Source organism: Pseudoxanthomonas mexicana (assembly GCF_014397415.1).
In the GTDB taxonomy this organism is placed as follows: Bacteria; Pseudomonadota; Gammaproteobacteria; order Xanthomonadales; family Xanthomonadaceae; genus Pseudoxanthomonas_A; species Pseudoxanthomonas_A mexicana.
Genome location: NZ_CP060731.1, coordinates 600,951 through 627,010, shown reverse-complemented (window position 1 = coordinate 627,010; position 26,060 = coordinate 600,951). Strand labels below are relative to the sequence as shown.

Here is a 26,060-nt window from a genome sequence, read left to right as displayed (position 1 = left end):
GCGACCACTCGAAGTGTCGAGAGACCGGTCTGGTCCTATCGAGGCAGCCAAAGGCCAAGCTGGGAGAAGTACCCCAACGGATGGTGTGCGCGGGCGACGGTATAGGCATAGGCGAGCAACAAGAGGCCGAGCAGGAACCACGTCCATCGTGGCACAGCAGAGCCATGTTCCCTCCCCATTAAGTGCCGACAACCGACGAATCCTGCAAGAGCGAGTAGCTTGGCGGCCAGCCATCCGTTGGCGTACATCTCGCCGGGAAGAATGGTCAACAGCATCATGGCGGCTGTCAGCAGGGCGACATCGGCTGTCCAACTCACATACCTGATCGGTGTGCGCACAGCGCTCAGCGCCGGCAACGAGGCCGCAATAAAGGTCGCCACGAAAACGAGCGCAACGGTGATGCCGAGGAAGACATGTGCCGACTTGATCTGCAAGTAGTAGTGGATCACGGTTCGTCTCCGGTGCGATCGCGTAGTGTAGGGATGCAAGTACGACTTTGATTCACAAATCCTTTACGTCAACGCGGCAGGATACTGCCGGGACCTCAACGTTAGGGAGAGAACGTGGACGCGACCAAAAAGCTTTGGATCGGACTCGGGACTCTGCTAGTCGTTTCATTCGCAGTCTTGCTCTGGGCAGGCACTGAGATCTTCCGGAGCGCGCCGCCCATCCCTGAGCGTGTTGTCGCAGAAGATGGACGCGAGCTCTATACCCGGGCCGATATCGAACGCGGTCGCCAAGTCTGGCAGTCCATGGGAGGCATGCAGCTGGGCTCTATTTGGGGCCATGGCGGCTACGTGGCGCCGGACTGGAGCGCCGATTGGCTTCATCGCGAGGCCGTTGCGATTCTCGATTCATGGGCGCCGGCGGCGGGTGCTCCGACCTATAAAGAGTTGCCCGCCGAACAGCAGGGCTTGCTCCGCGCTCGGTTGGAGTCGCTGATTCGCGCGAACACCTTCGACCCGGAATCGAAGGTGATTACCGTCCCGAATGTACGGGCCGAGGCCATGGCCACGGTGGCGGCTCACTACGTCAGCCTGTTTGGCAACGACCCAGAAACGGCAACGCTGCGCGAAGCGTATGCCATGAAGAACAATACGATCCCCGATGCAGACCACCGTCAGGCGTTGACCGCCTTCTTCTGGTGGACTGCGTGGGGCGCCGGCACGGAGCGGCCTGGCGCCACAGGCGAATCAATTGCACCCGAGCAGGCGGGTGTCACGCCACAACGGGTGACCTACACCAACAATTGGCCCAGTGAGCCACTGATCGGCAATCGGCCGCCACCCTCACTTTGGGTCTGGTCAGCCTTCAGTGTCTTGTTCCTGATCGCGGGCATCGCCTTGCTTGGTTGGCATCACGCTCGTACGCGGGACGAAGACGAGCCAGCTCTTCCGGCCACCGACCCCTTAGCGACCTTGCGAATCACCCCTTCGATGCGGGCGACGGCCAAGTACTTCTGGGTCGTTCTGGCACTGTTCCTCCTGCAGATTCTGCTGGGCGCGATCACCGCCCATTACCAGGTAGAGGGACAGGTAGCCTACGGATATGAGCTGTCAGAGATCCTGCCTTACTCGATTACCCGCACCTGGCACACTCAACTAGCGGTGTTGTGGATCGCGGTGGCATGGCTGGCCACCGGTTTGTACATCGCGCCTGCCATGTCAGGCCATGAACCCAAGTTCCAACGGTTGGGCGTGAACTTCCTGTTCTTCTCCTTGCTCATCATCGTGGTGGGCTCCTTCACCGGCCAGTGGTTGGCGGTCATGCAGAAGCTGGGGCTGGAGCACAACTTCTGGTTCGGGCACCAAGGCTGGGAATACGCCGACATGGGCCGGTTCTGGCAGTGGTACTTGTTCATAGGTCTGTTGCTCTGGCTGGTGCTGGTGGGGCGTGCGCTGTGGCCCGTCCTGCGCGGCCCCAAGACTGAGACCCGCACCGTTGTCGGCCTGCTGTTCCTCTCTACGGTATGCATCGGCCTGTTCTTCGCGTCCGCACTGATGTGGAACGAGCACACGCATATCTCCGAGGTCGAATACTGGCGCTGGTGGCTGGTCCATTTGTGGGTGGAAGGCTTCTTTGAAGTTTTTGCCGCCGCAGTAATGGCCCTGATCTTTGTAAAGCTGGGGTTGGTGGGGCCGAAGTCCGCCACGACGGCCGTAATGTTTGCCACCATCATCTTCATGTCCGGTGGCGTGCTGGGCACCCTGCATCACCTCTATTTCGTGGGAACGCCGACGGCCGTTGTTGCGTTGGGCGCCAGCTTCAGCGCACTTGAGGTAGTGCCGTTGGCCTATCTGGGCTTTGAGGCCTATCACACCTATCGAATGGGTAAGGCCACGCCGTGGATGGAGCGCTATCGCTGGCCGATCCTGTTCTTCATCGCCGTCTCGTTCTGGAACCTGGTCGGCGCCGGGCTGTTTGGATTCCTGATCAATCCGCCGCTGTCGCTGTACTACATGCAGGGCTTGAATCTGACTCCGCTGCATGGACACACCGCGCTATTTGGGGTCTACGGCATGCTGGGCATCGCTCTGGTGCTGTTCTGCCTACGCGGGTTGCGTGGGCAGATGCGTTGGAACACCAAAGCACTCAAGACAGCGTTCTGGTGTTTGAACATAGGCTTGGCGCTGATGGCCCTGCTCACCTTGCTTCCCTTGGGCACCATGCAGTTGTTGGCGGCCATCGAGCACGGCTACTACTACGCTCGATCCGCTGAGTTCATGCAGAAGCCCATTGTGGAAATGCTGGTCTGGATGCGCGTTCCGGGCGATGTGATCTTCAGCGTGGGCGCAGTATCACTGGCCTGGTTTGTCTTCAGGCTTTGGGTATCCCCGAAGCCTGCAGGGGTGGCTGGCGCCACCGATGTGCACGATTCGCATAATCGTTAACGCTCCTGTGCCGGTGGCCTCAGGGTCACCGGCCACGTAATAGAGACTGTTCCAGGCGCATGCAGGGAGAAGGCATCCATTGGCGCAAGGAAGGCGCTGCCTGGGGCTACTATGTAGGCGAGTGCCGTATCGCGATGGTTGCCCTTGCAGAATCTGACTGGGAATGCAGCTCAACTGTGCCTGGCATCGATCTCCCTAGCTTTGCAAGTCCAAATGCAATCGAAGTTCTAACTCGGGTCGAACATTGGTTGGATTCCCACCGCCGGCTTGTCGTGCGCGTGCTTGTATCGGGTGGCGCGGGGCTGTGCCCACAGAAGCATTCATGACCCACTGCCGAGCGAGTTCGATCTCGGGCAGGCGGCCGCGGGCGGGACGGGAACATCGGGCGTTGGACCGGCCAGAGTTCTGTAGACACTCAGTCGCCGCTCTGCGCGTAGCGCCTTTCAAACTCTACCGGTGACAGTCCGCCAGCGGAACCATGCCGGCGGATCGGGTTGTAGAACATCTCGATGTAGTCAAACACGTCCGATGCCGCCATGGCGCGTGTCGGGTAGATCCGCCGCTTGATCCGCTCCTTCTTCAAGACGCTGAAGAAACTCTCGGCCACGGCGTTGTCGTGGCAGTTCCCGCGTCGGCTCATGCTCGGCACCATCCGGTGCGCTTTCAGGAACGACTGCCAATCGCTGCTGGTGAACTGACAGCCCTGGTCGGAGTGCACCATCACGCCAGGACCGGGCTTGCGCCGCCAAGCCGCCGCCACCAGTGCCTGCAGCACCAGATCGCTGGTCATCGTCGAAGCGGTTGCCCAACCCACGATCTGGCGCGAATACAGGTCCATCACCGCCGCCAGGAACAGCCAGCCCTCGTAGGTCCGGATGTAGGTGATGTCCGTGACCCAGACCTTGTTCGGTGCCTGTGGCCCGAAGTCCCGGTTGAGCACGTTGGCCACCACGCCCGCCGGGCCGCCGCGATGACGCGGCTTGCGGCCATAGCCGACTTGGGCACGCAGACCTTCTGCCCTCATCAACCGCAAGACGCGGTGCCGACTGCATTGCTCGCCGGCCTCGCGCAGGTCCAGGGTGATCTTGCGATAGCCATACACCGTGCCGCTGGCCAGCCAGTGGTGCTTGATCAGCCCCAGCAGACGCTGATCTTCGCGCTCACGAGCGCTGGCGCCATGGCGCAGCCAGGCGTAGTAGCCGCTGCGCTGCACGCCAAGCACCCGGCACATCGCCACCAAGCGGAACTCCCGGGCGTGCGCGCGCATGAACGCGTACTTCGCCCTTACCCCTTGGCAAAGTACGCGGCGGCTTTTTTTAGGATGTCGCGCTCCTCGGTCACCCGCCGCAGCTCAGCCTTGAGCCGTCGGATCTCGGCCGAGTCGCTCGGCGCAACCGTGGCTCCAGGGGCCGGTACCGTCTTCTTGGCCGCCTGCACCCAGCCATACAACGTGTGCTTGGGAATCCCGATCCGGGAGGCGACATCCACGACCGTGAAGCCACGCTCGATCACCTGCTTCACCGCTTCGGCACGGAACTCATCCGTGTACTGCTTGCTGTTGCCCATAAACACCTCGGTCATTGCCATGAATTATGGCAACCGGATGTCTACGAAAGGCTGGCCGGTCCATCTTGGAGATATGGCTGTGTTCTCACCTAGGCCTTTCAAGAAGTGGATTGAGTGCTTTTGAGCGGCGGATGTCATGGTCGGTTTGCCGTTGAGGGATTGTTTCTTGAGCCTGCTGGATTCGCGAAAACCTGCGACAGCTGCCGTTGTTCCTTTCCACTGCGCGATCTAGCCAATTGAGCCGCCGCTTGACGATTGGCTTATAGGTCATCAGGCCAACTGAGTCTTGTGGAATGTCTCAACGGCTCGAAGTTCCAATCATCCGGCTCGGGCAGTGCTTGTTTCGGTGAGGCTAGTGGGATGCTCAGAACCGAATCCTTAATGGACGCAGCCAACCATTCGACGTCTTCCTCAGTAGGGAAGTGTCTTGCGATCGTTGCGGCTCTTCGTCTCAGCTGCAGCGGAAGTGCTTTATCACGCGCGATTTCGACTAGAAGACTTCCTGCCCACAGCAGCGCCCGCGTTCGTTCACTTGCCATCGTCATGAAATGATCCCCATTTGATTGTTCCCGAGCATGGTTTGGGCAGGTATCAGGAACTGAGACGACGGATGGCGAGGATCTCGATCCACTACGGTAGGGACGCAGAGTGATGGGTAGGATTGAAGGGGATTCTGAAGAAGGTGCATCTAGGCATTCCTTTGTTGATCCGGCATGGGTTGCCGTTGATCTCGGCTTTACGCTTTCTGAGCTTGCAGTGGCGCTGCGGTGCAGAAACTGGCAGCAGCCAGAGGCCTGGCAGTCTCCCGATTTGCAACGGAAGCTAACGGATATCAGGGGCATTGCGGCCGTCCTCTCCGAGATGAAGGGGGAGTCGCCCGACGTATTGGTGCAGCTCGGAAAGGCGCCCGTGAGGGCGCTACATGGCATGACGATGTTGCAGGCCATTGGAGCTGGTGAGACAGGGAGAGTCCTTCGATACCTGCAGTCCATCTCTGGCGGGCAGAATGGCTGAGTCTTGGTGAATGCGCCGCTGACGGCACGTCGACTACACCCCGCCAGTTACGAAGGTCTCAGGTAGATATCGAGGCTCGACGGCGCCGGAATGCATCGAGCGAGATCAGGTTACTCGAGCCATTGTCCTCCTCCGGTCCTTTCCAATGTGCATCCAGCCGGCTCGTGTCAGCCAAGTAATTGACATGCTCCAGGGTGGACAGGGCCAACGGGCTGAGGGAGAGGCGGTACTCGTGCTCCATCAGCTCCCTGAGTACGTCCGCATCTTCCGGATACACACTGGCTAGGTGTGACATGGATCCATCGATCTGCCTGAGCAGATGCAAGGCATGCTCGCCGTCAGACCATTCCTCCCTTGGCCACGCCTGCCCTGCGTTTCGGAGCAGGGCGAATGTCATGCCGATGCAGCGTTGGAAGGATGACAAGCCAACACTCCACTGCACCAGCTCGGCATTACTGATCGCCTTCTCGGCCAACGAGCACTCGCGACCATCCATGTCGAGCGAGGTGTTCCAGTAGTCGTAGAACAGCGGACGCAGGGCGAAAACGTCCTGGAGAAGCTGCTGCAGGCCAGGATGCCGGATATGCACCAACAGCGAGCGGAAGCGAGCGACCAGCTTTGCGGTGCCTGAGACCTCGGGGATCAGATCCACCACTTGGAGGGTAGGCTGCCACTGGATACGGTCGATCACCGAAGTCAGCCCCAAGGGATAGCCAAAGGGCCGAATAGTTACCGTGGCCGTCAGTACCGAATCGGTGTTCGCTGCATCGAAGTGCTGCCAGGTCCACGCGGCCAGTTCGCCGTCCGGATGGAGCACGCGTACCGACTGCAGGCCGTCGCCGCTGATCAGTCCAGGTTCGAGAACAGCATCGAAGGTGACGGGCTGGGTGATGAGGAGTTGCTTGTTCATGGGGCTTCCTTGTCTGAGTTGTTGTACGGGGCCGTCGTTGGAGCGCAGGAGGGCCTGACTCGGCGCGCGTGCGTCAAGCTGGTTCTGTCTGGCAAGTAGGGGATTGCTGAGGAGCGCCGCTACTGCTGTTGCAGTTGGGCGACCAAGGCTTCGAGCTGCTTGCGGGTCAGCACTGACAGCGGGGTGATCGGGCCTTCCTGTTTGCTCTTGGCCTGAATCTCTGCACTGATCGGCAGCGATGAGGCGGTCACCAGCCCGGTGAAGGCCTTGCCATCGTTGCGGGTAAGGTTGGGCACGTAGCGCGAATACACACGAAACAACATTTCCGTATTGGCGTGGCCCAAGGTCCTGGCTACCCACTCGGGGTTCTCTCCCGAAGCCAGCATCAGCGTGGCTGCCGTGTGACGCGTCTGGTAGGGCCTGCGCGGCGCCAGCCCGAGATGACGGAGCAGGGGATGCCAGACCCGGTTGGTGAAGTTGACCAGGTTGATCGGATCACCATTGCGCTGCGCAAAGACCCAGCGGCAGTCCTCGGAAACCAGTTTCCGCTGTTCCAACAGGGCGGTCCGTACCAAAGGGACCATGGGGATGTCCCGCATCGAGCCATCGGTCTTCGTGTTCTCAAGCCTCCCTTTGACGATCGACTGGCGAACCAGGATCAGGTCGTGCTCGAAGTCGATGTGCTTCCACTCCAATGCATTGATCTCGCCAGTCCGCATCCCCGTGAAGAAGCGGGTAGCCAAGTACGGGTGCCAGTCCTTACGAACTGTGCCCAAGGCACGATGGACCTCGTCCAGCGAAAGGGGCTGGATGTCGAGCTTGGGAAGACGGAGCGGCTTGATGTTTCGGAAAGGGGTGAGGAACTCGTAGCGCTCGGAGGCCTCTGCCAGCAACATGCGCAGAGGCGTCATGATGTGGTTGATCCTCGAGGGAGACAGCGCGCCGCCGCCTTTGCCGGTTTGTTTGCCCAGTTCGGCCCGGAAGGCCAGCAGGTCTGCTCGGGTGATTTCAGCCAGCGGCTTCTCGCCTAGCTTGGGAAGAATGTGCTGGTGCAGGGTCCCTTGAACCGTGTCGGCATGGGTCAGGCGCCAGCGTGGCAGGTTCTCTTGATACCAGATCCCGGCGAACTGCCCCAGCGTCGGCGTGGAGGGGTCCCTATCCGCTGAGGCATGGCTGCTTGTCGCCATCAGAGTGGGAGTGGCCTCCATATCGCCGTGAAACTGGGCGGCACGAGGGCTGTCGGGGAAAAACCTTCGGTAATCGAACGTTCCCTTGGTCATCTCTCGCTTGATGCGGTTGGCCAACGTCTCCAGAGTCCGCCGGTTGGAGGCGGTGTCCTTCAGGGCCGTCTGTTCCTTGCATCGTTTGCCGCGGAACGAAAAGTCCAGATAGAGGCAGTTTGTCTCGGGGCGCGCGCGAACCTTAGCCATGCGCCACTCCACCGTTGGCCATGGGGATAAGCGGGACGTGGGCGGCGGAAGCGTTGTGAATGTCACGCTCAATGGCCTCCCAAAGGAAAAGCAGCTTCCGCCCACCGAAGGGTCGGATGTAATGGATTCCTTCCAGCAGTACGCTGTCCTTGAGGCGGTTGCGGATGGTCCGGACGTCGTAGTGGATGCGTTCGGACAGCTGTTCGGTGGTAAGGTACGTTGCGCTCATCAGCATTCTCCTATGCAGATATCCGTTGTCGCGTGATAGTTGAAATGATCACGTGATGTCGATATTAGCTATCGAATGATGAAAAACAAGATCATCTGATTGTTTAAATAATCGGTATTCAGCTAATGTTAAGATTCAAGCTTCGGGAGCGGATAGCCGACCTTGAGTTCCGCGAGCGGAAGCGAATCCAACTACAGGAGATCGCAACCGCCACCGGCTTGAATCGGATGACGCTTTCAAAGTTGGTCAACCAGCATGGAGCCAACGTCCAGACGGACGTGCTCGACAAGCTGTGCGCCTACTTCGGATGCCGGATCGAAGATCTGGTCGAACATGTTCCCGAAGGTTTGGCGGACCAGCTGGGAGCTGGCAGGTAGTCAGGGGAGTGGCTGGCCACTTGGTTCCGAGACCGGTAGGGCATCTCCAGATTTGAGACGGAAGACCTTCATCCTCTAGTGGCCGACAGCCGGGGCCGAATGCGTGGCCGATACCCTTTCCCCTGAAGAGCGCAGTGATCGGATGCGCCGAATACGCGGATTCGACACAGGCCCCGAGCTGATGGTCCGTCGCTATCTGCATGCAAGAGGGCTGCGGTACCGACTCCACGATGGTGTGCTACCTGGGCGGCCAGACTTGGTTCTGCCAAAGCACGGGGTCGTGGTCTTCGTGCATGGCTGCTTTTGGCATGCCCATCGCTGCCAGAAGGGGCGAATTCCAGACACTCGAAGCCAGTTTTGGAAGGAGAAGCTGGAAAGCAACCGCCGCCGAGATGCCAGAAATGCGACGTCGCTCCGACGCCTTGGCTGGAGGGTCCTCACCGTATGGGAATGTTCGTTGTCGACGACTTCCAGAAGTGCCAGGGCGCTTGATACTCTGGTGAGAAAAATCCTCGCCGGCACGCCGGCATCGCCGTGAGAAGCTGGGAAGACTTGCGGCGTTGCGAACGTGTCCGGTTGCCATTTCCTCCGGTCAAAAAATGAAAAAGCAAACCTCAGCGCCAAGCCCTACGTTCATTGACCTCTTTTCGGGGTGCGGTGGGTTGTCCCTTGGGCTATCTCAGGCGGGGTGGCAGGGCCTGTTCGCCGTCGAACGTGCAACGGACGCCTTCGAGACCTTCAGGGCAAATTTCCTGGACGTCCGCTCGCGGCATCGATTCCATTGGCCAAAATGGCTCGGCCAGCGCGCCCATTCAATAGACGAAGTGCTGGAGGGTCACAGGGGTGACCTAGAGGCCCTGCGCGGAAGCGTGGACCTCATCGCCGGCGGGCCGCCGTGCCAAGGATTCTCATTTGCAGGAAAGCGAAACGGCGCGGACCCTAGGAACAAGATGTTCGAGCGCTACGTCTCGTTCGTGGACATCATTCGCCCCAAATTCCTTGTTCTTGAGAACGTGCCGGGTATGAATGTCGCCCACGCCGCGCGAGGCAAGTCGGGGCGGAGCCAAGTGACGTACTACACGAAGCTAATTGGGGCGCTTAGCGACCTAGGCTATGAAGCATCGGGGGGGATGGAGCTTGATGCCGCTGAGTTTGGCGTCCCGCAGCGCCGCAAAAGGCTTGTGGTAGTAGGCATACGAAGTGACATTGCGAAAGGACTCCAGTCTGGCTACGCCGAAGTCTTCGAAAGGATCAGGGCTGCGGGTGCGAAGCAGCTTGCCGAGTATGGAAACGGGAAGGTGGTTTCCGCCGAGCAGGCGATCTCTGACCTCGTCGTGGGGTCGGGGCGGATGGGCAAGCAGCGCACGATCGCATATGCGGACATCGGCGCACGTCGTGGCTATGCACAACTCAACTACGAAGGGCCATCGGGGACCGCATACCAAACGCTCATGAACGAGGGTGTTCCAGTCGGGGAAATGGACAGCATGCGGCTTGCGAACCATCGAAAGGACGTCGAAGCCCGCTTCGCAAAGATCCTCGCACGATGCAGGCGGGGCGTGAACCTAAGCAGCGAAGATCGTGAGCGCTTCGGGATGCTAAAGCACCGCACCGTGCCAATGTCGCCAGTCCAACCAGCGCCTACACTCACCACTCTCCCAGATGATGTCCTGCACTACAGCGATCCACGGATCCTGACGGTCCGCGAATGCGCGCGGCTCCAGTCCTTCCCGGATTGGTTCATCTTCAAAGGCAAGTACACCACCGGCGGCGAGCGACGCCGGGTCGAATGTCCGCGCTACACCCAGGTCGGTAACGCAGTACCGCCGCTCTTGGCTCGGGCCGTTGGCGTGGGGGTGCTCGATGCATTGCAGGCGGTTCAGAAAAGAATCGCGCCGGCCTCCAAAACGGACGGCCGCAAGGTGACGCTCGTGAAACGTGCCGTGGCTTTGGCCGGGCGATAGCAATTCAACTCGCCGGGGGGGCGATGCACAAGTATCCAGACGGACTGCTCGATTGGTCAGGTGACAAAGCCGGCGGCGTCAAGAAGCTCTTCTATGTAGGGAGCGGGCGTCCGGCGGGCAACGTAATCAAGACGGGACTGCTTACCCGACTTGAAAGCTGGGCTGGTGCAATCTCCGCAGGCACAGCGGGAACGCCTAAGTTCGTCTTCCTGATCGGTGGACCCGGCAACGGCAAGACAGAAGCGGTCGAGTACACAATCCAACGGCTCGACTCCGCGATGCAGCTCGATGGCGCGTTGGTGCAGGAGCTCGCCGAGCGCTTCTCCGGCAACGAGGGGCAGCCAACGCGCCTCGTCAAGACCGAGAAGACCAAGCTCCCTGCCAAAGCCAGCGTGTCGACCATCGCCATAGTCCAAGATGGCTCAGAGGCTGAGCGAGGCTCCAGCGCAACGCCAGCACAGCATCTCTGCGACGACATCCGAAAGCTGAGGGAGGATGGGAACGATCTCGCCTATCTGGCCTGCGTTAATCGAGGTGTGCTCGATGATGCGTTGATCTTTGCCACCGAACGCGATGACGCCGAAACCTCTGGGTTACTCAAACAAGTCATCCAATCCGTTTCGCTTGGTGCGAAAGGAACAGCTAGCTGGCCGCTGGCGTCCTACCCAGCCTTCGCGGTTTGGCCGATGGACGTTGAATCCCTTGTCGAAGAACTTGGGGGCGACCCTTCAGCAGCACGACAAGTCATCGAATCTGCGACCAACGAGCAGGAGTGGCCGGTATATGGGTCATGTGAGGCGGGGGAACGCTGCCCGTTTTGCACGAGTCGGAGGTTGCTCGGCAGTGAGCCAAACCGGTCGGCGTTCATTCGCGTACTGCGGTGGTATGAACTGGCGAGCGGAAAGAGGTGGAACTTCCGCGACCTCTTCTCGCTAACTGCCTTCCTACTTGCGGGCACCCCGGAGTCAAGCGGTTCGACTGCGTACAAGCCATGCGGCTGGGCAGCCTCGATGCTTTCGCCAAAGGGCAAGGACCAGAACAAGACCGAGATACTGCGTGTGCGGGGCCTGTTCAGGCTTGTGGCGGCGCAGTACCAGCACGCCTTGTTTGGGGCATGGCCCGTGGAGCGAGCAGTCGGCTTGAGGAACGACCTCAAGGAGCTGAAGCTGTCCGATCATCCCGTGCTGGCGGCGCTGCAACAGTTTCTTGCGCTTGATAAACGGAAGGAATCCACCACCACGCTGCGTACCCAGTTGGCAGGCATGGCGGGCTTCCTGGACCCTGCATTCGCCAACCCCTCCTTGGAGGCGGTGGTTAGTGCGAACACCAAGATGACGTTTGAACAGCTTGATCGGCGCTTCAGTCTCTCAATCAAGGAGGGGAGGGAGTTCCTGCAGAAGCGCAAATGCTTATCCACCCTCGAAGTAGATCTCCTTAAGGCCCTCGAGGAGGCCGATAGCAAGCTGTCCGATGAAGGCGTCAGGCGCCACAAGCCGGCGACGGCGGAGCGTGTACAAGCCTTGTTGAGGCTGATCGCTTGCCGTATAGGCCGCCGCTCCATCGGCGTTCGATCTGGCGTCACGAGGGACTCGGATACCCTGGAGGAGTTCAGCCAGATCCTTAGCGGCAATACCGCCGCGCTGCAAACAGCGACACAGCAAGTACAGATGCTGCTGAATCGAGATCGACGCTTCTTGGTTAGCTTGAACACGACGTTCGGCGAGCCGCTGCCCCCGCCAGAGCGCCGGGCAATGCTAACCACTGATATCCAACGGGTTGGTGCGATGCCGTTGGTACATGATGATCGCCGCCCTAGGCCCCCCGTTCGTTTCCTGAGCGTTGGTTCAGCCGGTCGAACCCAGCCAGTGGCCCTGACTTACGAACTCTTCAAGTCGACCAAGTCCCTGAGAAAGGGAATGGTCCCGGCCTCGTTGCCCCGCGCCGTTGTCGCGCTCCTTGATACAACGCGTGCGAAGCTCGCTGGCTCGATCGTTCGAGATGAAGATGCGCTGGAGGGAAGTGAGATTCGACTGGGGATGCGTGACGACGTTATCGTCCGAAATTTTGGAGAATTCTCCATCCGGAAGGAGCCAGTCTGATGTCGACCCAGGAGTTCTTGAAGGACCCTTGGGGGCAGGGAAAGTCTCACCGCGCCTTCGAAAAGTCCGCTTTCAATATTCGGCCTGCACCCGAGTTCTCGACGGGCGAGGTCCTCTTGTCCTCGTTGTACCGCGCCTCGGGATTCGAAGGGATCTCGGAAGGCAAGGTCAAGGGGCTGGGCGACCAGTTCAGCAAATCCGTTGACAGGGAGCGTAGGAGTGGTGCCGACGACGGGGCCATCCAGCCAGATACATGGCGCACGGTACTGGATCGTCTGGTCCAAAGTCCTAAAGTTGCGCAGCAATCATCGAAGCGCTTCTTGTCATTATCCCCCGTAGTGCCGGATGCGGCGTTGTATTCAGGCGCGGCGCGGCTAAGCGGAAATCCGTGGAACCCTGGCCAGCTTGTGAAACGAATGGTCCAGATGGGGGCGCCATCGGACGAGGCAGCGGACAAGGTTTGGAGGAACCTCCACGACGCCTTGGGAGTGGGGCCGGATGACGATGTGTGGGCTCGTTGGTTACAAGCAGAGTTCGAGCCACGTCGCTTTGGAGACGTCGAGTGGCAGCGCGTCGATCTACCTGCGCTTGGCGGCTTTCCGGCTTCGGATAGAGCCCTTTTCCAGTACCCAGCTAAGCAATTCGTCGTTGATCTGGAAGGAATCATCAGCGCCAAGTCGGCTATGACTAGACGGCAGTGGATCAGCCTTCTGGAGGCAGTGCTGCGTATTGGTAGCGTGAGCCATGTCCTTTGGCTCTGCGACGTAAACGATAGGATCTGGAGGCTTGCCCGAGGTCTATTGGAGAAGAATGATCCACTTGGGTTGGAGTCTGATTCCGACGTAGCGGAGCAGATCCTCTCGGTCAAGAGCCGGATGCTTTCATTCGGTCACCCCGCAATCCCTGCAATGAGGGATTGTGCATCGCGATATCTATCCGCCCGCCTTGGGATGAACAGAGTGCTCTGGGCACTGGAGGAGCTAAAGGCCTCAGTCGGTGCGATGGATTCGGCGTCTGGAATTCTCACTTTCCTCCGCGCCGTCGACTCGCAGCGTCGAGCACTTCGTGACTCCGGGGTGCTGGATTCGTACCACGAGCTGCAAGATCGAGAGGTTCGCACCATTGGCTGCAAAAAAGGCGTTGGGGCCAATCTGGTCGAGTTTAGCCAGTACACGCTCGGCCAGCGCCAGACGATGGATGAGACGTTAAGGGGTTACGACCAGGGCTATTTCCTCAGGAAGCGCGGTGAAGCACGGAGCTCGCCGTGGGTACTAGCCCTGGGCCCTGCTGCGGTCTTGGCGATGACCCACTGTTGCCTGCACGAAATCAAGGGGCCTCGCTCGGTTCATCGCCTCGCCGCGCACCTGGCCTCGTATGGAATCGAGTTCGACCTGCATGGCTTGAATGACAGCGACTTGGGCCGCCAGCTACGCATGCTCGGCTTGGTGTTGGACAGTCCTGATGCCGAAAGCGGAATGTTGTTGGTTCCCCCCTTCGCTATCTGAAAATTGGTGGTGACTTGAGCAAGCTCGCACATGCTTTGGCGTCGTGGATCGGGGGAGAAATGTCCCGAGAGATCCTTTCACTTACAGGCGGGAGCCGAGAGTGCCGGGCCGTCTTTTGCGGACCACCACAGGACATTCTCGGGGAAGTATTTGAGGTGTTGGCGGGCGACGGGCGTCTCCTTTCCGCAACCACGTCCGACGGTGCTGAGCTCACTTACCCGGTGGTGCTGCAGGTCGACGAGATCCTTCCGGGCACACCTGAGGCCCGCGTGGATCGATCTGGCACCAGCTTGTTCCATGGCCTGGCGAGCATTCGCAACGACCCCAACTGCGGCACGTTCTTGACACTCGTCCCCCCTGGGGCTCAGGCGAGCGACACCCATGAGTCAACGCGAAAGTCGTTCGGCGTAGCCTCAGTCGCCAACGAAGGTGGCGCCCAGATTTCCGTCTGGTGGAAGGACCCCTTCATCCAGCACATGGTTGAGCAAGCACTAGGGGATGGCGACGACACTCAACTGGAGCAAGCGAAAAGACTTGTCCACGAGGCGGTGATCGCGGCGGATGCCGCGGACCAGCATTCGGTGAGCAGGCCAGGTGCGTGGCGAATCCTGAGAAACCTATGGGAGCTAAGGGACACCGGCACAAGCCTGGATGCACGGGTGAGCCTGGCTACAGGATTTCCACCGTCTGTGGATGGGAGGCTCGACGCTGCGCACAAGGAGTCCGTCCTCTCCTCCTTGGTTGAGAAGTTCGAAAGCGCCAACTTGGGCGCGGGCGTCGAACAGATGAAAGCAAGGGCGCAAGACGATGTCGAGAGTAGGCATTTGGACGCGTTCTTGGCGCACATACGCCTCAAGTGCGAGGTGGTCACTGCGCTGAAGCGATCGATGCCATATTTCTACGCTCCAGACGAGGTCTTGCCAGCACCTGCTTGGTGGCATGCACTTACGTTGCAGCGGTGGGAGGCCCTGCTCGAGGATGATGCAGTCGACCCCCCTGCGGCCGAGGTGGATATCTCATGCGCAAACCCCCTCGCGTTCCATCTGAAAGGCTTTGTACCTGTCGTGAAGCAGTCGGCGTCGATTCGCGTCGTTCTGCCTGAAGGTTTCGAGTCGAGCGAGGTCAAAGTCACCCGAGAAGCGCCGGGAGGGGCGGCCAACCGGCGTGAGTGGAGACTGTCCGGAAGTTCGATTCTGGAGTTCGAGGACGATTCGATTCCAAGCCACAAGACCCCTATCCGCTACGTAGCCGAGGTGCTGGGGTTGGACGCCAAGAAGGCGGCCGTCAGGTTGATATCGCTGGGTTCGTGGGAGCCTGGGGTGATCGTTTGCTCCCGCACCGCCACGAAAGGAAAAGTACCGAAGCTCCCAAGGCGAGGTCCAATCGAGACGACGCTAGAGCTCTCGGGGGCAGGGCGCCACTACCTCGATGTTTACATTAGGCCAGGCGTGAAGGTCATTTCCGACGAGGCGCAAGGCAGTGGCGAGAACGGGGATCTGGACCCCACTGTTACAGCAAAGCTCGGACGAGTCGGGGATGACGAGTTCGGAATCGACATCGAGGCGAACGGCGAGTGCTTCTACCAGTTCGACATCAAACGCCCGGAAGCAGACAGGCCGGAAGCGTTTCGAATCAACCTCGTGGCGGACGAAGCGTCCGCCGAAGAGTGCCCCAGCTACTTTGAATTCCATCTAGCAAGGAACTCCAGAAGGGACGGCGGTCGCTTGCCCCGTACCGTACACGCAAACAGCCAAGCCAGAAGCTCACAACTGCAGGGCTGGATGCTCGAGGTTGGGCGTGTAGCGCGTTCGTACTATCCGTTCGTCCTCGCGCAGGACTATGCATCCGACTGGCGCAGGCGGGAATGGTCTTCAGCCGAAGATACGATCTTCTCATCAGCCAGGTTCCTGAACGATCCGAGGCCGGATTTCGACGAGATGAAGGCGCCTGAGGTCTTCATCGAGGCGAGGAAGGCGATCGCCGCGAAGGTCAGGGGAGATGAAGGCGGCGACCTAATTGAGTCCGCCAATCTCGGCGAATGGCTGGTCACTGACCAAGAGTTCGCGTCGGCGGTGGACACGTACGTACGGTCCTATCTGGATTGGCTGGCAGCGGACCCGGCGGCTGCTTGTTGGTGCGACATTGGCCTAGTGCTGGGATTGGAAAACGACGGCGCCACGCTTCAACAGGAGCCAGACGCCGTCATCGTATCGCCCCTGCACCCCGTAAGGTTGGCATGGCAGTGCCTTGCGCAACGGGCCATGTACCTGGCGGCCAGAAAACAACCCTGTCCCGCGGCGAGCATCATGGACCCGGACTGTGTTCCGGATGCCATCGCCTTGCCGCTTCGCAACGCGACCGGAGGTGCCAACGAGGTCGTCTACTTCTCGGTGGAGTGCAGTTCGGACTACTGGGGAATCCTCTGGAACACCAACCGGTTGGACAAACTGGCCACGCTTGCGGCATCCGCGCCACTTGATCGAGAGATGGGCTTGCTGGTCGGTGGAATCTCGAGTGGGTTCAGCGTCTCACAGGTGCATCGCGCTATGGATGACGTCTGCGAAATGCTCGTTGCCAAGCCCGTCATCGGTGTCATGGTGTCCAGCGCAGCTGGCCAAAACAATGCTTGCAACGAGGGTATCCTGTCCTGGGGGCGGAAGCACTTCTCCATGGACGCCGATTCCGGGCGGCTGATTTCGGCCGTGGGTGCCAACGAGGTCCACATCTTTGACGAGCGGCGAGAAGAGGCGCGTCCCGACGATGCGGAAATCTCCAACCTCGCCGAAGATACCTCAAATGCCATCCAGTGGTATGCGGGGATCGAAGCCACGGACTCCCCAGACTTAGCCATCATCGCGCAGTTGGAGACATCCAACGCCAAAGCCGAGCCCACCAAACTTGCGTCACCTCTGGGCATCGGTGGACTGGTTCGGATGAGAATCCGCGAGCAACAGAAGGCCGGGAGTGGCCAGTTCCTCTGTGAGTCCCGCGTCGCCGCGCCTGTCCGGGTGTCCGGCGACGGTATCGCGGACAACACCGCAAAGGCCATTGCCGCGCTAGAAAATATGGCTTCATCCCGGATGGGCTATGTATTCGCTCCCAGCGTCCATGCCGTGAAGAGGTCTTTGGAGAAGGCGGAGTTCGCAGCGGTATCCTCGTCGGCTGTCGACCCGGCGTGCTTCCTCGGCAACTGGCTCGAAGGAACCTATCTCTGGGACTACGAATTGCCTTCGTACTCCGGCAGGTCCGGCGACAGCAATGGCTACTACCTGCTTTCGCAAATCAAGGAGCTCGACCTCGAGACGTTGAAGATCGTCCTACAGCGGCTGCCTGGATGCGAATCCCTTTCGCAAGATCAGTTGTCAGCGATCGTCCAAGAGGTCGCGCGGCGCGGCATTCCGACGGTGCGGGGACTTTCGGCAGGCGACTCGGGTGCGACTGGCGACCTCGGCTTGCTAGTGGCGACGCGATTGTTGCAGGACAGCTTCAGGGCTGGCGCCGAGGCTGGTGGCTTGTTGGAGCCCTGGGTTGAGTCGAGTGGGGAGCAGCAGATTGCGCTCGTCATCCCGGTGGATCCTTTCCAGGGATATCTCGACGACTTGGCCAAGGCGATCAAGAAGCCGACCATGCACCGGCCAGACCTCATCGTCGTTGCGCTCAACGTCAGTGACTCGTCGGTTCGCTGCAAACTGACGCCGCTCGAAGTCAAGAACCGCACTGGCGGGCCAATGCCGGCAACGGCACGCATGGAAGCGCTCGGGCAAGCAAAATCCCTGTCCTCCCTGCTCCATGCATTGCGGAAGACCTTCACGGAAGACTGCGAAATGTTGCTCTGGCGATTGGCATACCAGAACCTGCTCGCATCCATGGTGGGCTATGGGTTCCGCGTATACAGCCAGCATCTCGCGCAAGGGGGGCGCGCCGCTGAGTGGTCGGCCCTGCATTCAAGGGTGATGGAGGCAATCCTGTCGTCGGAAATGGATGTCGAGGTCGATGAAAGCGGTCGCTTGATCGTCATCGACGGCTCCGCCGCCAGCGCACCCCGCGACACTGATGGCGATGGGTTCCTCGAAACCATCGAGCTTACGAAAGCTGATGCGAGCTTTATTGTACGAAGCGAAGCCGACCCGCTTTACGAATCAATGAAACAAAAGCTCGGCACGTGGGGATTGCTGCCACGAGCAACCAGTTCCGCCGTAGCAAGCGCGGGTACCAGTGCAGATGCATGCAATCGAGAGGACGATCCAAAGCTGCTTGCGGATGAGCAACAAGAAGCTCCTTCCGATGCGCCCAACACCGAGGCCGCCGCGACTGTTGGAGCTAGCGTGCAGGCGCCACCAGGTGATGGTGTCATGACACCGTCGGCCGCAGGGAGGGCCGATGACGGCCCAATGCAAACTGGCTTGCTGCTGCGGGTTGGCGAGACGCTTGACGGGTTCCAGACCCACCTCCGCCACCTCAACCTCGGCCATACATCGCTAAACCAGCTCAACATGGGGGTCGTTGGCGACCTCGGGACAGGCAAGACCCAGCTGTTGAAATCGCTGGTCTACCAGATCGCCACGGGGGAGGCGGGAAACCGAGGGGTCAGGCCAAACATCCTGATCTTCGACTACAAGAAGGACTACAGCTCCGAGGACTTTGTCCAGGCAGTGGGGGCGCGCGTGATCAAGCCCCAGCACCTACCGCTGAACCTGTTTGACCTGACCGGGTCGTCGCAGTCGATCAATCCGAAGATCGACCGCTACAAGTTCTTTGCCGATGTGATCGATAAGATCTATTCAGGCGTTGGCCCGGTTCAGCGGGAGCGTTTGAAGAACGCCATCAAGGACGCGTACGCAGCCGCCGAGCCTGGCTACCCGACGATCTATGATGTCCAACGGAACTACAGTGCTGCCCTCAAGGGCGGGGCCGACTCGCTTTCAAGCATCCTGGGCGATCTGGTGGACATGGAGTTGTTCTCCACGGATCGCTCAGCCATCGCCAGCTCGGCGGACTTCCTAAAGGGAGTTGTCGTCATATCGCTGAACGAGCTGGGCCAGGACGACATGACGAAGAACATGCTCGTCGCGATCATGCTCAACGTGTTCTACGAACACATGTTGAGGATTCCCAAGCGGCCGTTCCTCGGGGCCAATGGAGACATGCGTGTCGTCGACTCCATGTTGCTAGTGGATGAGGCGGATAACATCATGAAGTACGAGTTCGACGTGCTCCGTAAGATCCTGCTACAGGGACGCGAGTTCGGTGTGGGCGTGATCCTTGCTTCCCAATACCTGAGCCACTTCAAAGCAGGCGCTACCGACTACAGGGAGCCATTGCTGACCTGGTTCCTGCACAAGGTCCCGAATCTGCGCCCCCAGGAGCTTGGCGCCCTCGGCCTGAATGACGTCTCCGCACTGACGCAGGCGGCGGAGCGGATCAAAGTCCTTGGCCTGCACGAGTGCCTGTACAAGACACACGACGTGTCCGGTGAGTTCATCAAGGGCGCGCCGTTCTATCGCAGGGCGGAATGGATTTAATGTCGTCGGTAGGGGGCGCCGAATGAAAATATTCAACAACGGACGTGGAATTCATGTTCGCGAGGTTCCTGGGTTAGACAAGCTGAAAGCGCTGCCAGATAGCTGGCAGGCCTTCACGAACCTCGATTTGTCTTTGCCGGGCAAAGGCACTCGAGAAATCGACGTGGTTCTCGTAATAGAAGACCGCCTCCTGCTGGTCGACTTGAAGGACTGGAAGGGACCAATCAGTAGTCGCGATGGCAACTGGTTCAACGGGAACCGCAATAACGGTCGATCCCCCGTAGGGAAAATCGCAGAAATCGCGCGCGAGCTTCACCCCATACTAAAGAAGTCACTATCGGAGCGGGCTAGGAAAGAGGGGCTGGCTGATTCCTTGCCAACGCCGATGATCCAATCGGCAGTAGTCCTGACCAACACCAAGGATCGGTCTCAGATCGCCGATAGTGAGTCAGCATTCGTCTTCCACATCGATGATTTCATCAAGGTTGTCCGAAACAAGGATGAAAGAATCAAGGCCTTTGGCCCAGTCTATTTCGAAGACTTCACGAACGATGCCTGGATGCAGCGCATCCGCCGCTTTTTCAACGTCGGTGGTGGGATATTCCAAGTTGGCAAGCGCAATTACGGCGGCTTCGTCGCACGTGGCGAGGCCCCCACGTTCCAGCATCGCGGCGAGATCTATGCTGAGTTCGATGTGGAGGAATCCGGAATTGACAATTCTTTCGGTCTCTTGCGCCGCTGGGACTTCGCAAAGGCCGACACTAGGTTTCAGACTGAAGCCGGGCGTGCGGAAATAGCAGGCCGGGAAAGGAAGGTTATCGCTTGGTTGGATGATCGAAACCCGAAATGTGGTGAGTCGATTTTCAAACCAAAGTCGGAGGATGCGGAGCGCGGCGTCTCCTACTGGGAGGTTTTCGAGCGCAGGCGACGGATGAAGCGCTTGAGCGAATTCGTCCAGTCGGAGCTCACTGGCACCACTGCGGGAGAACGCATCGCCCTGGCGCGTCAGATTCTGTCGGCAGTAGTGCCGATTCATGCCTTGAACGTCGCGCACCTGGATCTGGGCGCTCACAGCGTATGGGTGGAGCTGCCAAGTACGGTAAAACTCTCGCATTTGATGGCTGCATCTCTACCCGAAGTCAGAACGCTCGGCGAGTCCCGTTTTCAGTTTCTTTCTACTTCCAGCGTGCCTGAGGACATTCTGGGTGGCCCCGTCGACCTACTCCGCAAGGACGCATTCCTGCTGGGATGTGTCATCCACGCCCTGCTGTTCGGGCATGTTCCCCGCGGCGAGCCGCCGGAATGGAACAGCGCAATCGACGCCGACGGAGAGTTCTCGAGCCTACATTCATGGTTCGAGAAGTGTCTTGACATGGATCAGTCCAATCGATTCAGCGACGCGAGCGAAATGCTTGCGGCCTTCAACGCCGCACTTGTAACTGGCGGCGACGAGAAGTCGACAATCGAGGGTCTCGAGCGCCACCGAACATTGAAGACACAGAGAGAAATCTTTAAGGCCTATCCCGAGACTGAGCTCGTAAGCGACGATGAACGCGCAATAATCTGGAGGGCTGATTCCGAAGAGCAACTTCGCCTCGTAAAGATGTGGCAGTCGCTAACGCTCGGGAACATTGTTAAGGAGCGCTCAAGAATCTTGGCGTTTTTGGATCAAGCTCAGCAGTTGTCGGAGGCTCCGCCTAAGGGATCTGCTCGGTTGCTAAATGTGCATTGGACCGGCGACGCGATTGTTCTCGTTCAGGAGTATGTTCCTGGCAAGACGCTTGCGGAAAGCTTGGAGTGCGGCTTATTCGGCGAGGCGTCTGCAACGATAGGGTTTATCGTCGAGCTTATCGATGTGGTTGAAAACCTGCATGGGCGGACGGTGGCTCATGGAGACATTAAACCGGACAACATTGTTGTCGATGAAAGCGCAGGCAAGCCACTGCCGGTCCTCATTGACATGCTCGACTACTCGTCCGCTCAGGACGGATCTCGTCGATCTCGAGCATATTCACCCGCTTCGGGTGGGCGATTCGAACGCGACCGCTATGCAGTGACAAAAATCGCAGAGGAGCTGCTGGCGAAGGTGGACATCCATCCGGAAGTCGCTAGACGAATCGAAAGGGGCGTCGAAGAATGCCGCATGGGACCGCCAGCAAACGGGACGTTGTTGCCGCTGCGCGAGGCTCTCGAGTTAGCTACGAAATCGCCCGCTGACAGTGATCTGCCGAGTTTCAGAATCTCCATCCCTCGCGCCGAGTCCGGTCCGATGCTTTCTGATGAAGGGCAGTTCTGGATAGTTAAGGGTGACAAGCGGCTCAGAATCGTTGGCGCAGTCGAGGAGCTTTCGGTCGAACTAGATGCTACCGGAGCGCCCGCGAAAGCGTGGCGCAACAAGCTTGAGCAAGCACAAGCATCCCGACTCACAAAGCAGAAGGTTTGCGGATTCTGCGCAAACCTCGTGGTTGAGGGAGGGGCGAGCCAATTGGAGGCAATTTCGTCGATCCTCCAACTGCCTGAGGTAGCGGCCGCGCTGGCCGCGCCGCTGCCGCAGATTGAGGACGAGAGCGAGCAGGAGCTACCTCAAGTCGCCAGCATCGAGGCAAAGGAGGACGAGCTAGTAGAACGAGAGCAGGCCGGTGAAACCGGGGCCGGGAATAGCTTGGATGTGCCCCTATTGTGGGAGCGTTCAATTCAGATCGAGGGCGAGCTTAAGACGGAAGTTCTCGCCATAGGTGACAGCACGTATCGCTCACAAGCGCGTCTTCACGTGCTGCCAATTCAGCTTTCTGTCGGCGACCTGGATTTCGACCGAAAGGATGTGGTGGCGGTCGAGCGGCTCGATAATAACGGCATCTGGCGCAGGATCGGAGCCCTTGACGTTCAAAAGACGACCGCGGACGCGTTGGCCATTCACGGCTACGTCGACGGCTCCCGAGGTCCCATCGTTCGAGATGGTGACCGTCTCCGGTTCCAAAGTCGCATGGAGAACACGAGCTGGCAGCGCCGCGAGGAAGCAACGACTCGAATTCTCACAAGAAACTCCGTTGCTTCTGAATTGCTCGACGCCTTCTATCCGGCCACAGGGAAGCTCCCGCGCAACATCGACTTTGAGGTGGAAGAAGACCTGCTGGTGAAGCGCTATAAGCTCAACCCAACGCAGATGGCTGCGTTCAAAGGGATCGTCGCGCATCGGCCGTTGGGCTTGTTGCAGGGGCCACCAGGGACAGGAAAGACTCGCTTTATTGGCGCACTGGTGCACTACGCGCTAACTCACGGGCTAGCGCGAAACGTGCTGGTTGCCAGCCAATCGCATGAGGCTGTCAACAACGCGGCAGAGGCAGTACTGAGCTTGTTCGGAAAAGACCGAGACTCGCTAAGCATGATTCGGGTTGGCGCTGAGGGTCAGGTTTCAGAGTCGTTGAGGCCATACCACGCCGCGGCCGTTGAACGAGCTTACAAGGATGACTTTGTAGCGACCCGCGAACTGAGGATGGGTGCTGTTGCGGGATATCTCGGGTTGGGTCAGGGCGAATGCGAGGCCGTGATGTTCTTCGAGGACACAGTCCGGCCAATACTGGGCCGCGTCTCGGAGTTGGCAGAAGCAAGTGGCGAAGTCGCAAGAATCAACGCACTAAAGGCAACTGTGCAGCAGTGCCTTCTAGATCGCGGCATCGACTTCGACCTGTCGGACGTTGAGCCGAGCGAGATTGAGGACATGGTCACCTCGCTCTTCTTCTCAAGGCTTCCAAATGAGACTGCTCACAGGGTTGAGCGGCTGAGACATATTGCGGAGCTCGGGCGCGACATCGTTGGAACCGTCTCTACCTGGCAGAGGAGCTACGAAACCTTCCTGGCCGGTACCCGCCAAGTAGTCTCGGGCACATGCGTAGGCCTTGGCCGTTCTTCCTTGGGGCTGACGAAGACAGCGTTTGATCTCGTGATTGTGGATGAGGCGGCGCGCTGCACTCCGAGCGAGTTGGCGGTTCCTATTCAAGCCGGGAAATGGGTCGTGCTAGTGGGCGACCACGCGCAACTCGAACCCCAGCATTCTCCAGATGTCGTGGATGCTCTTACGCGTGAGTTGAAAGTTGCGGTTGGCGAAGTGGTCAAGAGCGATTTCGAGCGCGCATTCGAGTCGGCCTACGGCAAACAGGGGGGGCATACGCTAAAGAAGCAGTATCGAATGCTTCCGCCAATTGGCAGATTGGTCTCCAATGCGTTCTACGATCGAGCTCTGCAACACGAGAGGACCAAGCCGGAGATTCCCCCGGATGTCCTGCCGCCTGAACTGACGGTTCCGCTCGTTTGGGTGAGCACTGATGCGCTCGGCACTAGTGCTTATCAGAGGGGAGGAGATATTAGGCGCGGAAGTTTGCAGAATGTCGCTGAGGCGGATGTGATCGTTTGGCTGCTTAAGCGCTGGTCGGAACACGAGCCGTTCTTGAACTGGATTAGGACTCTCCCGGAGGGAGTGGAGGCAATCGGTGTGATCTGCGCGTATGCGGCGCAGCTTGAGCTAGTGAGACGGAAACTCCAGTCCGAGAGCCTCCCAGAAGTATTCCGGCGGGCAATTAAGGTTGACACCATCGACAGCTACCAAGGCAAAGAAAACCTCATCGTGATTCTGTCGCTAGTTCGAAACAACGCAGATGGGATTAAGGATCGCGGGGCGCCCACAATCCAACCAGGCTTCATGGCGAAGAAAAATCGAATCAATGTCGCCCTGAGCCGGGCGATGGACCGTCTTACCATCGTCGGCGCAAAGGCGGCATGGAGGCAAGGGTCCCCGCTTGGTGCTGTTTCAGCCGGCTTCGACGAAGAGGTCAAAGGCGGTGACGCCATGCTTCTGGACGCCTCCGAGCTTCTTGCGACGCCAAAATCGACGAAGAAGGGAAAAGCGAAGGCTGCTGACAGCACCAAGCAAAAGGAAGGTGACGCATGACCGGCTCTCGTCGTGTGCTTTCGTTGTCCAAGCCGGTAGCGGGAGGTGAACCAGAGCCGATCGACGTTCGGGTTCCAGTCGGTATTTTCGACGTGCAACTTCCGGCCAGGCAGTTCGTGGTGCATCACAAAGTGGCTGAAGTTGGCGATGTGTCGCTGACAACTGAGTTCTTGCTGCGGCTGTTACATTCTGCTGATGGCGTGCCGGAGGACGTTGCGGCAAGTTTCTTTGGCTTCAACGCTAACGAGGTGGCGTACGTTATACGTGACGCCGAAAATCGAGCCTATATATCTCGTTCCGAAGGGCGCATCTGGATGACAGATGCCGGCAACGCCCTCTTCAAGGAGGGCGACAAGCCGCAGATCTATGAGGTCGTCAAGAAGACCGAGAGGGTTGGATTCGATCTACTTTCTCTTGCGCCGTGCGAACGGGAGCCCCAATCCGAATTTGAAAGATCGCTTCCAGAAATTGCAGTTCGAGATCCAAACGTAGTGGCCAACGCTTCGAAGCATGTTCCTGAATCATTTCGAAGATTCTACGGAGAGATTTCAAGTCGCAGGGACAGGGAGGCGGCGGATCAACTGAAGAGATCCTTGTACTCGGTGGATGATGTAGTCGCTGGCGACCGATTTTCTGCGGTCGTTCCGTTCGTCGCCATGGCCTCAGTCCGGCGGCCTAGCGAACCCGAGGTGTTTCTGGAGAAGTGGAGAACAGGACACGAACTCGCCGACCGAGACCGAGTCGTGCATGGCGTGGCTGAGTTTCTGGAGAATCTGCGAACCGTAAGGACGCCGGAGGATGCCAACGCGCTCGACGTTCTGGCGCAAATCGCGCCAGAGTATCTGAAGGAGTATTTGAATCGCTCTGGTTTTGCGTCGCTTCGCTATTTCAAGGAATTGGCTGGTCGCGCCGGTGAGTTGCGCAGCAATAGACCTACCGTTGGCATCGTTGGAGCGCTGTATCAACCCGAGAACATCGAGCGAATAGCAACGGCCATCGGCTACACGAACGATCGCGCGCTTGTGAATGATGACGTCTTCTTGTGGGTTGTTCCGAGGCGGTCAGCATGGGGCGCTTCGCGATCCTTCCTGGAGCTTCTCGAAACGCTCGCAAGGGAAGGCGTTGATATAGACGAGACGGGCCGGAAGCTGGAGCGCGCCCCCATTTTGATTGACGAAGGCAAACCTCAGTGGCGGCTAATCAAGGCTGCTTCCACAACGTACTGCAGGCCAAATACGGGGGCGATTCCAAGCTCGCTTGAAGTCCTCCTGATTCCGCGTAGAGTTGCCGCCGTTGTCGTTCACGCGCCAATTGGCGAGGGGCATGGATTTCCGATACCGCTGGGCATCCTGAGCTTTGACCCGACCATTGTTGGCCGTGTACATCGATATCTGACATCTCATTTGCCTGCTGAGGTGACGAAGTACGGTTCAACAGATGGATTTAACATTCGGAGCTGTCTTGAATGGCGTCAAGATGCCGACACAGAAGTCCCGAATTCAGGGCCGTAAACTAGCCGCAACCCGCTTGTCGTACTCGCGCCAGAGTTCTTCGCGGTCGGCCATCTGCACGCCCAGACGGATCTTCGATGGCATTGCTGCCCCATGA

The 26,060-nt window shown here is 59.1% G+C and carries 15 protein-coding genes; 9 read left to right on the top strand and 6 right to left on the bottom strand.

All coding sequences use genetic code 11. The annotated features are described in order from the left end of the window. Nucleotides 1–35: 35 nt before the first annotated feature. Nucleotides 36–449 carry a SirB2 family protein gene (locus IAE60_RS02975; protein ID WP_187573804.1) on the bottom strand — a complete coding sequence of 138 codons (414 nt, stop codon included), beginning with the start codon at nucleotides 447–449 and terminating at the stop codon, nucleotides 36–38. Nucleotides 450–563: 114 nt separating this feature from the next. Between IAE60_RS02975 and IAE60_RS02970 the strand changes: the two genes are divergently transcribed. Beyond that, the gene (locus IAE60_RS02970; RefSeq protein WP_187573803.1) at nucleotides 564–2,891 is read left to right on the top strand and encodes a nitric-oxide reductase large subunit; all 2,328 of its coding nucleotides are present in this window, start codon (nucleotides 564–566) and stop codon (nucleotides 2,889–2,891) included. 415 nt (nucleotides 2,892–3,306) lie between these two features. Here IAE60_RS02970 and IAE60_RS02965 read toward each other — a convergent pair. The 5 genes from IAE60_RS02965 to IAE60_RS02950 form a co-directional block, all read right to left on the bottom strand. Next, a protein-coding gene (locus IAE60_RS02965; RefSeq protein WP_229767007.1) for an IS3 family transposase occupies nucleotides 3,307–4,457 on the bottom strand; the annotation gives its coding sequence in 2 pieces (ribosomal slippage) (nucleotides 3,307–4,211 and nucleotides 4,211–4,457; 1,152 coding nt in all). Between the two features lie 260 nt (nucleotides 4,458–4,717). Further along, nucleotides 4,718–4,996 (bottom strand): BPSL0761 family protein, encoded by a 279-nt coding sequence (locus tag IAE60_RS18985; RefSeq protein WP_425504463.1) that lies wholly within the window; start codon nucleotides 4,994–4,996, stop codon nucleotides 4,718–4,720. A 533-nt stretch (nucleotides 4,997–5,529) separates the two neighbouring features. Further along, complete coding sequence (locus IAE60_RS02960; RefSeq protein ID WP_187573802.1) at nucleotides 5,530–6,381, bottom strand: hypothetical protein; 852 nt, start codon at nucleotides 6,379–6,381, stop codon at nucleotides 5,530–5,532. A 119-nt stretch (nucleotides 6,382–6,500) separates the two neighbouring features. After that, nucleotides 6,501–7,811: an Arm DNA-binding domain-containing protein gene (locus IAE60_RS02955; RefSeq protein ID WP_187573801.1), complete on the bottom strand. Its 1,311-nt coding sequence runs from the start codon at nucleotides 7,809–7,811 to the stop codon at nucleotides 6,501–6,503. Further along, nucleotides 7,804–8,040 (bottom strand): hypothetical protein, encoded by a 237-nt coding sequence (locus IAE60_RS02950; RefSeq protein ID WP_187573800.1) that lies wholly within the window; start codon nucleotides 8,038–8,040, stop codon nucleotides 7,804–7,806. The genes IAE60_RS02955 and IAE60_RS02950 overlap by 8 nt, the downstream gene beginning before the upstream one ends. Nucleotides 8,041–8,165: 125 nt before the next feature. On the opposite strand from IAE60_RS02950, the gene IAE60_RS02945 reads away from it, so the two are divergent. From IAE60_RS02945 to IAE60_RS02910, 8 genes are all read left to right on the top strand, one after another. Continuing rightward, complete coding sequence (locus tag IAE60_RS02945; RefSeq protein WP_187573799.1) at nucleotides 8,166–8,417, top strand: helix-turn-helix domain-containing protein; 252 nt, start codon at nucleotides 8,166–8,168, stop codon at nucleotides 8,415–8,417. Between the two features lie 142 nt (nucleotides 8,418–8,559). Further along, on the top strand, nucleotides 8,560–8,955 hold the full coding sequence (locus tag IAE60_RS02940) for a very short patch repair endonuclease (RefSeq protein ID WP_244966698.1): 396 nt from the start codon (nucleotides 8,560–8,562) through the stop codon (nucleotides 8,953–8,955). A 61-nt stretch (nucleotides 8,956–9,016) separates the two neighbouring features. Continuing rightward, on the top strand, nucleotides 9,017–10,381 hold the full coding sequence (locus tag IAE60_RS02935) for a DNA cytosine methyltransferase (RefSeq protein ID WP_187573797.1): 1,365 nt from the start codon (nucleotides 9,017–9,019) through the stop codon (nucleotides 10,379–10,381). A 23-nt stretch (nucleotides 10,382–10,404) separates the two neighbouring features. Then, nucleotides 10,405–12,480, top strand: coding sequence for a hypothetical protein (locus tag IAE60_RS02930; protein ID WP_187573796.1), 2,076 nt, complete (start codon nucleotides 10,405–10,407; stop codon nucleotides 12,478–12,480). After that, nucleotides 12,480–13,985 (top strand): hypothetical protein, encoded by a 1,506-nt coding sequence (locus IAE60_RS02925; RefSeq protein ID WP_187573795.1) that lies wholly within the window; start codon nucleotides 12,480–12,482, stop codon nucleotides 13,983–13,985. Before IAE60_RS02930 ends, IAE60_RS02925 begins: the two co-directional genes overlap by 1 nt. A gap of 14 nt (nucleotides 13,986–13,999) precedes the next feature. After that, entirely contained in the window at nucleotides 14,000–19,507 is a 5,508-nt protein-coding gene (locus tag IAE60_RS02920) for an ATP-binding protein (RefSeq protein ID WP_187573794.1), read from the top strand. 22 nt (nucleotides 19,508–19,529) lie between these two features. Beyond that, nucleotides 19,530–24,452, top strand: coding sequence for an AAA domain-containing protein (locus IAE60_RS02915; protein WP_187573793.1), 4,923 nt, complete (start codon nucleotides 19,530–19,532; stop codon nucleotides 24,450–24,452). Further along, nucleotides 24,449–25,963, top strand: coding sequence for a hypothetical protein (locus tag IAE60_RS02910; protein WP_187573792.1), 1,515 nt, complete (start codon nucleotides 24,449–24,451; stop codon nucleotides 25,961–25,963). Before IAE60_RS02915 ends, IAE60_RS02910 begins: the two co-directional genes overlap by 4 nt. Nucleotides 25,964–26,060: the final 97 nt, after the last annotated feature.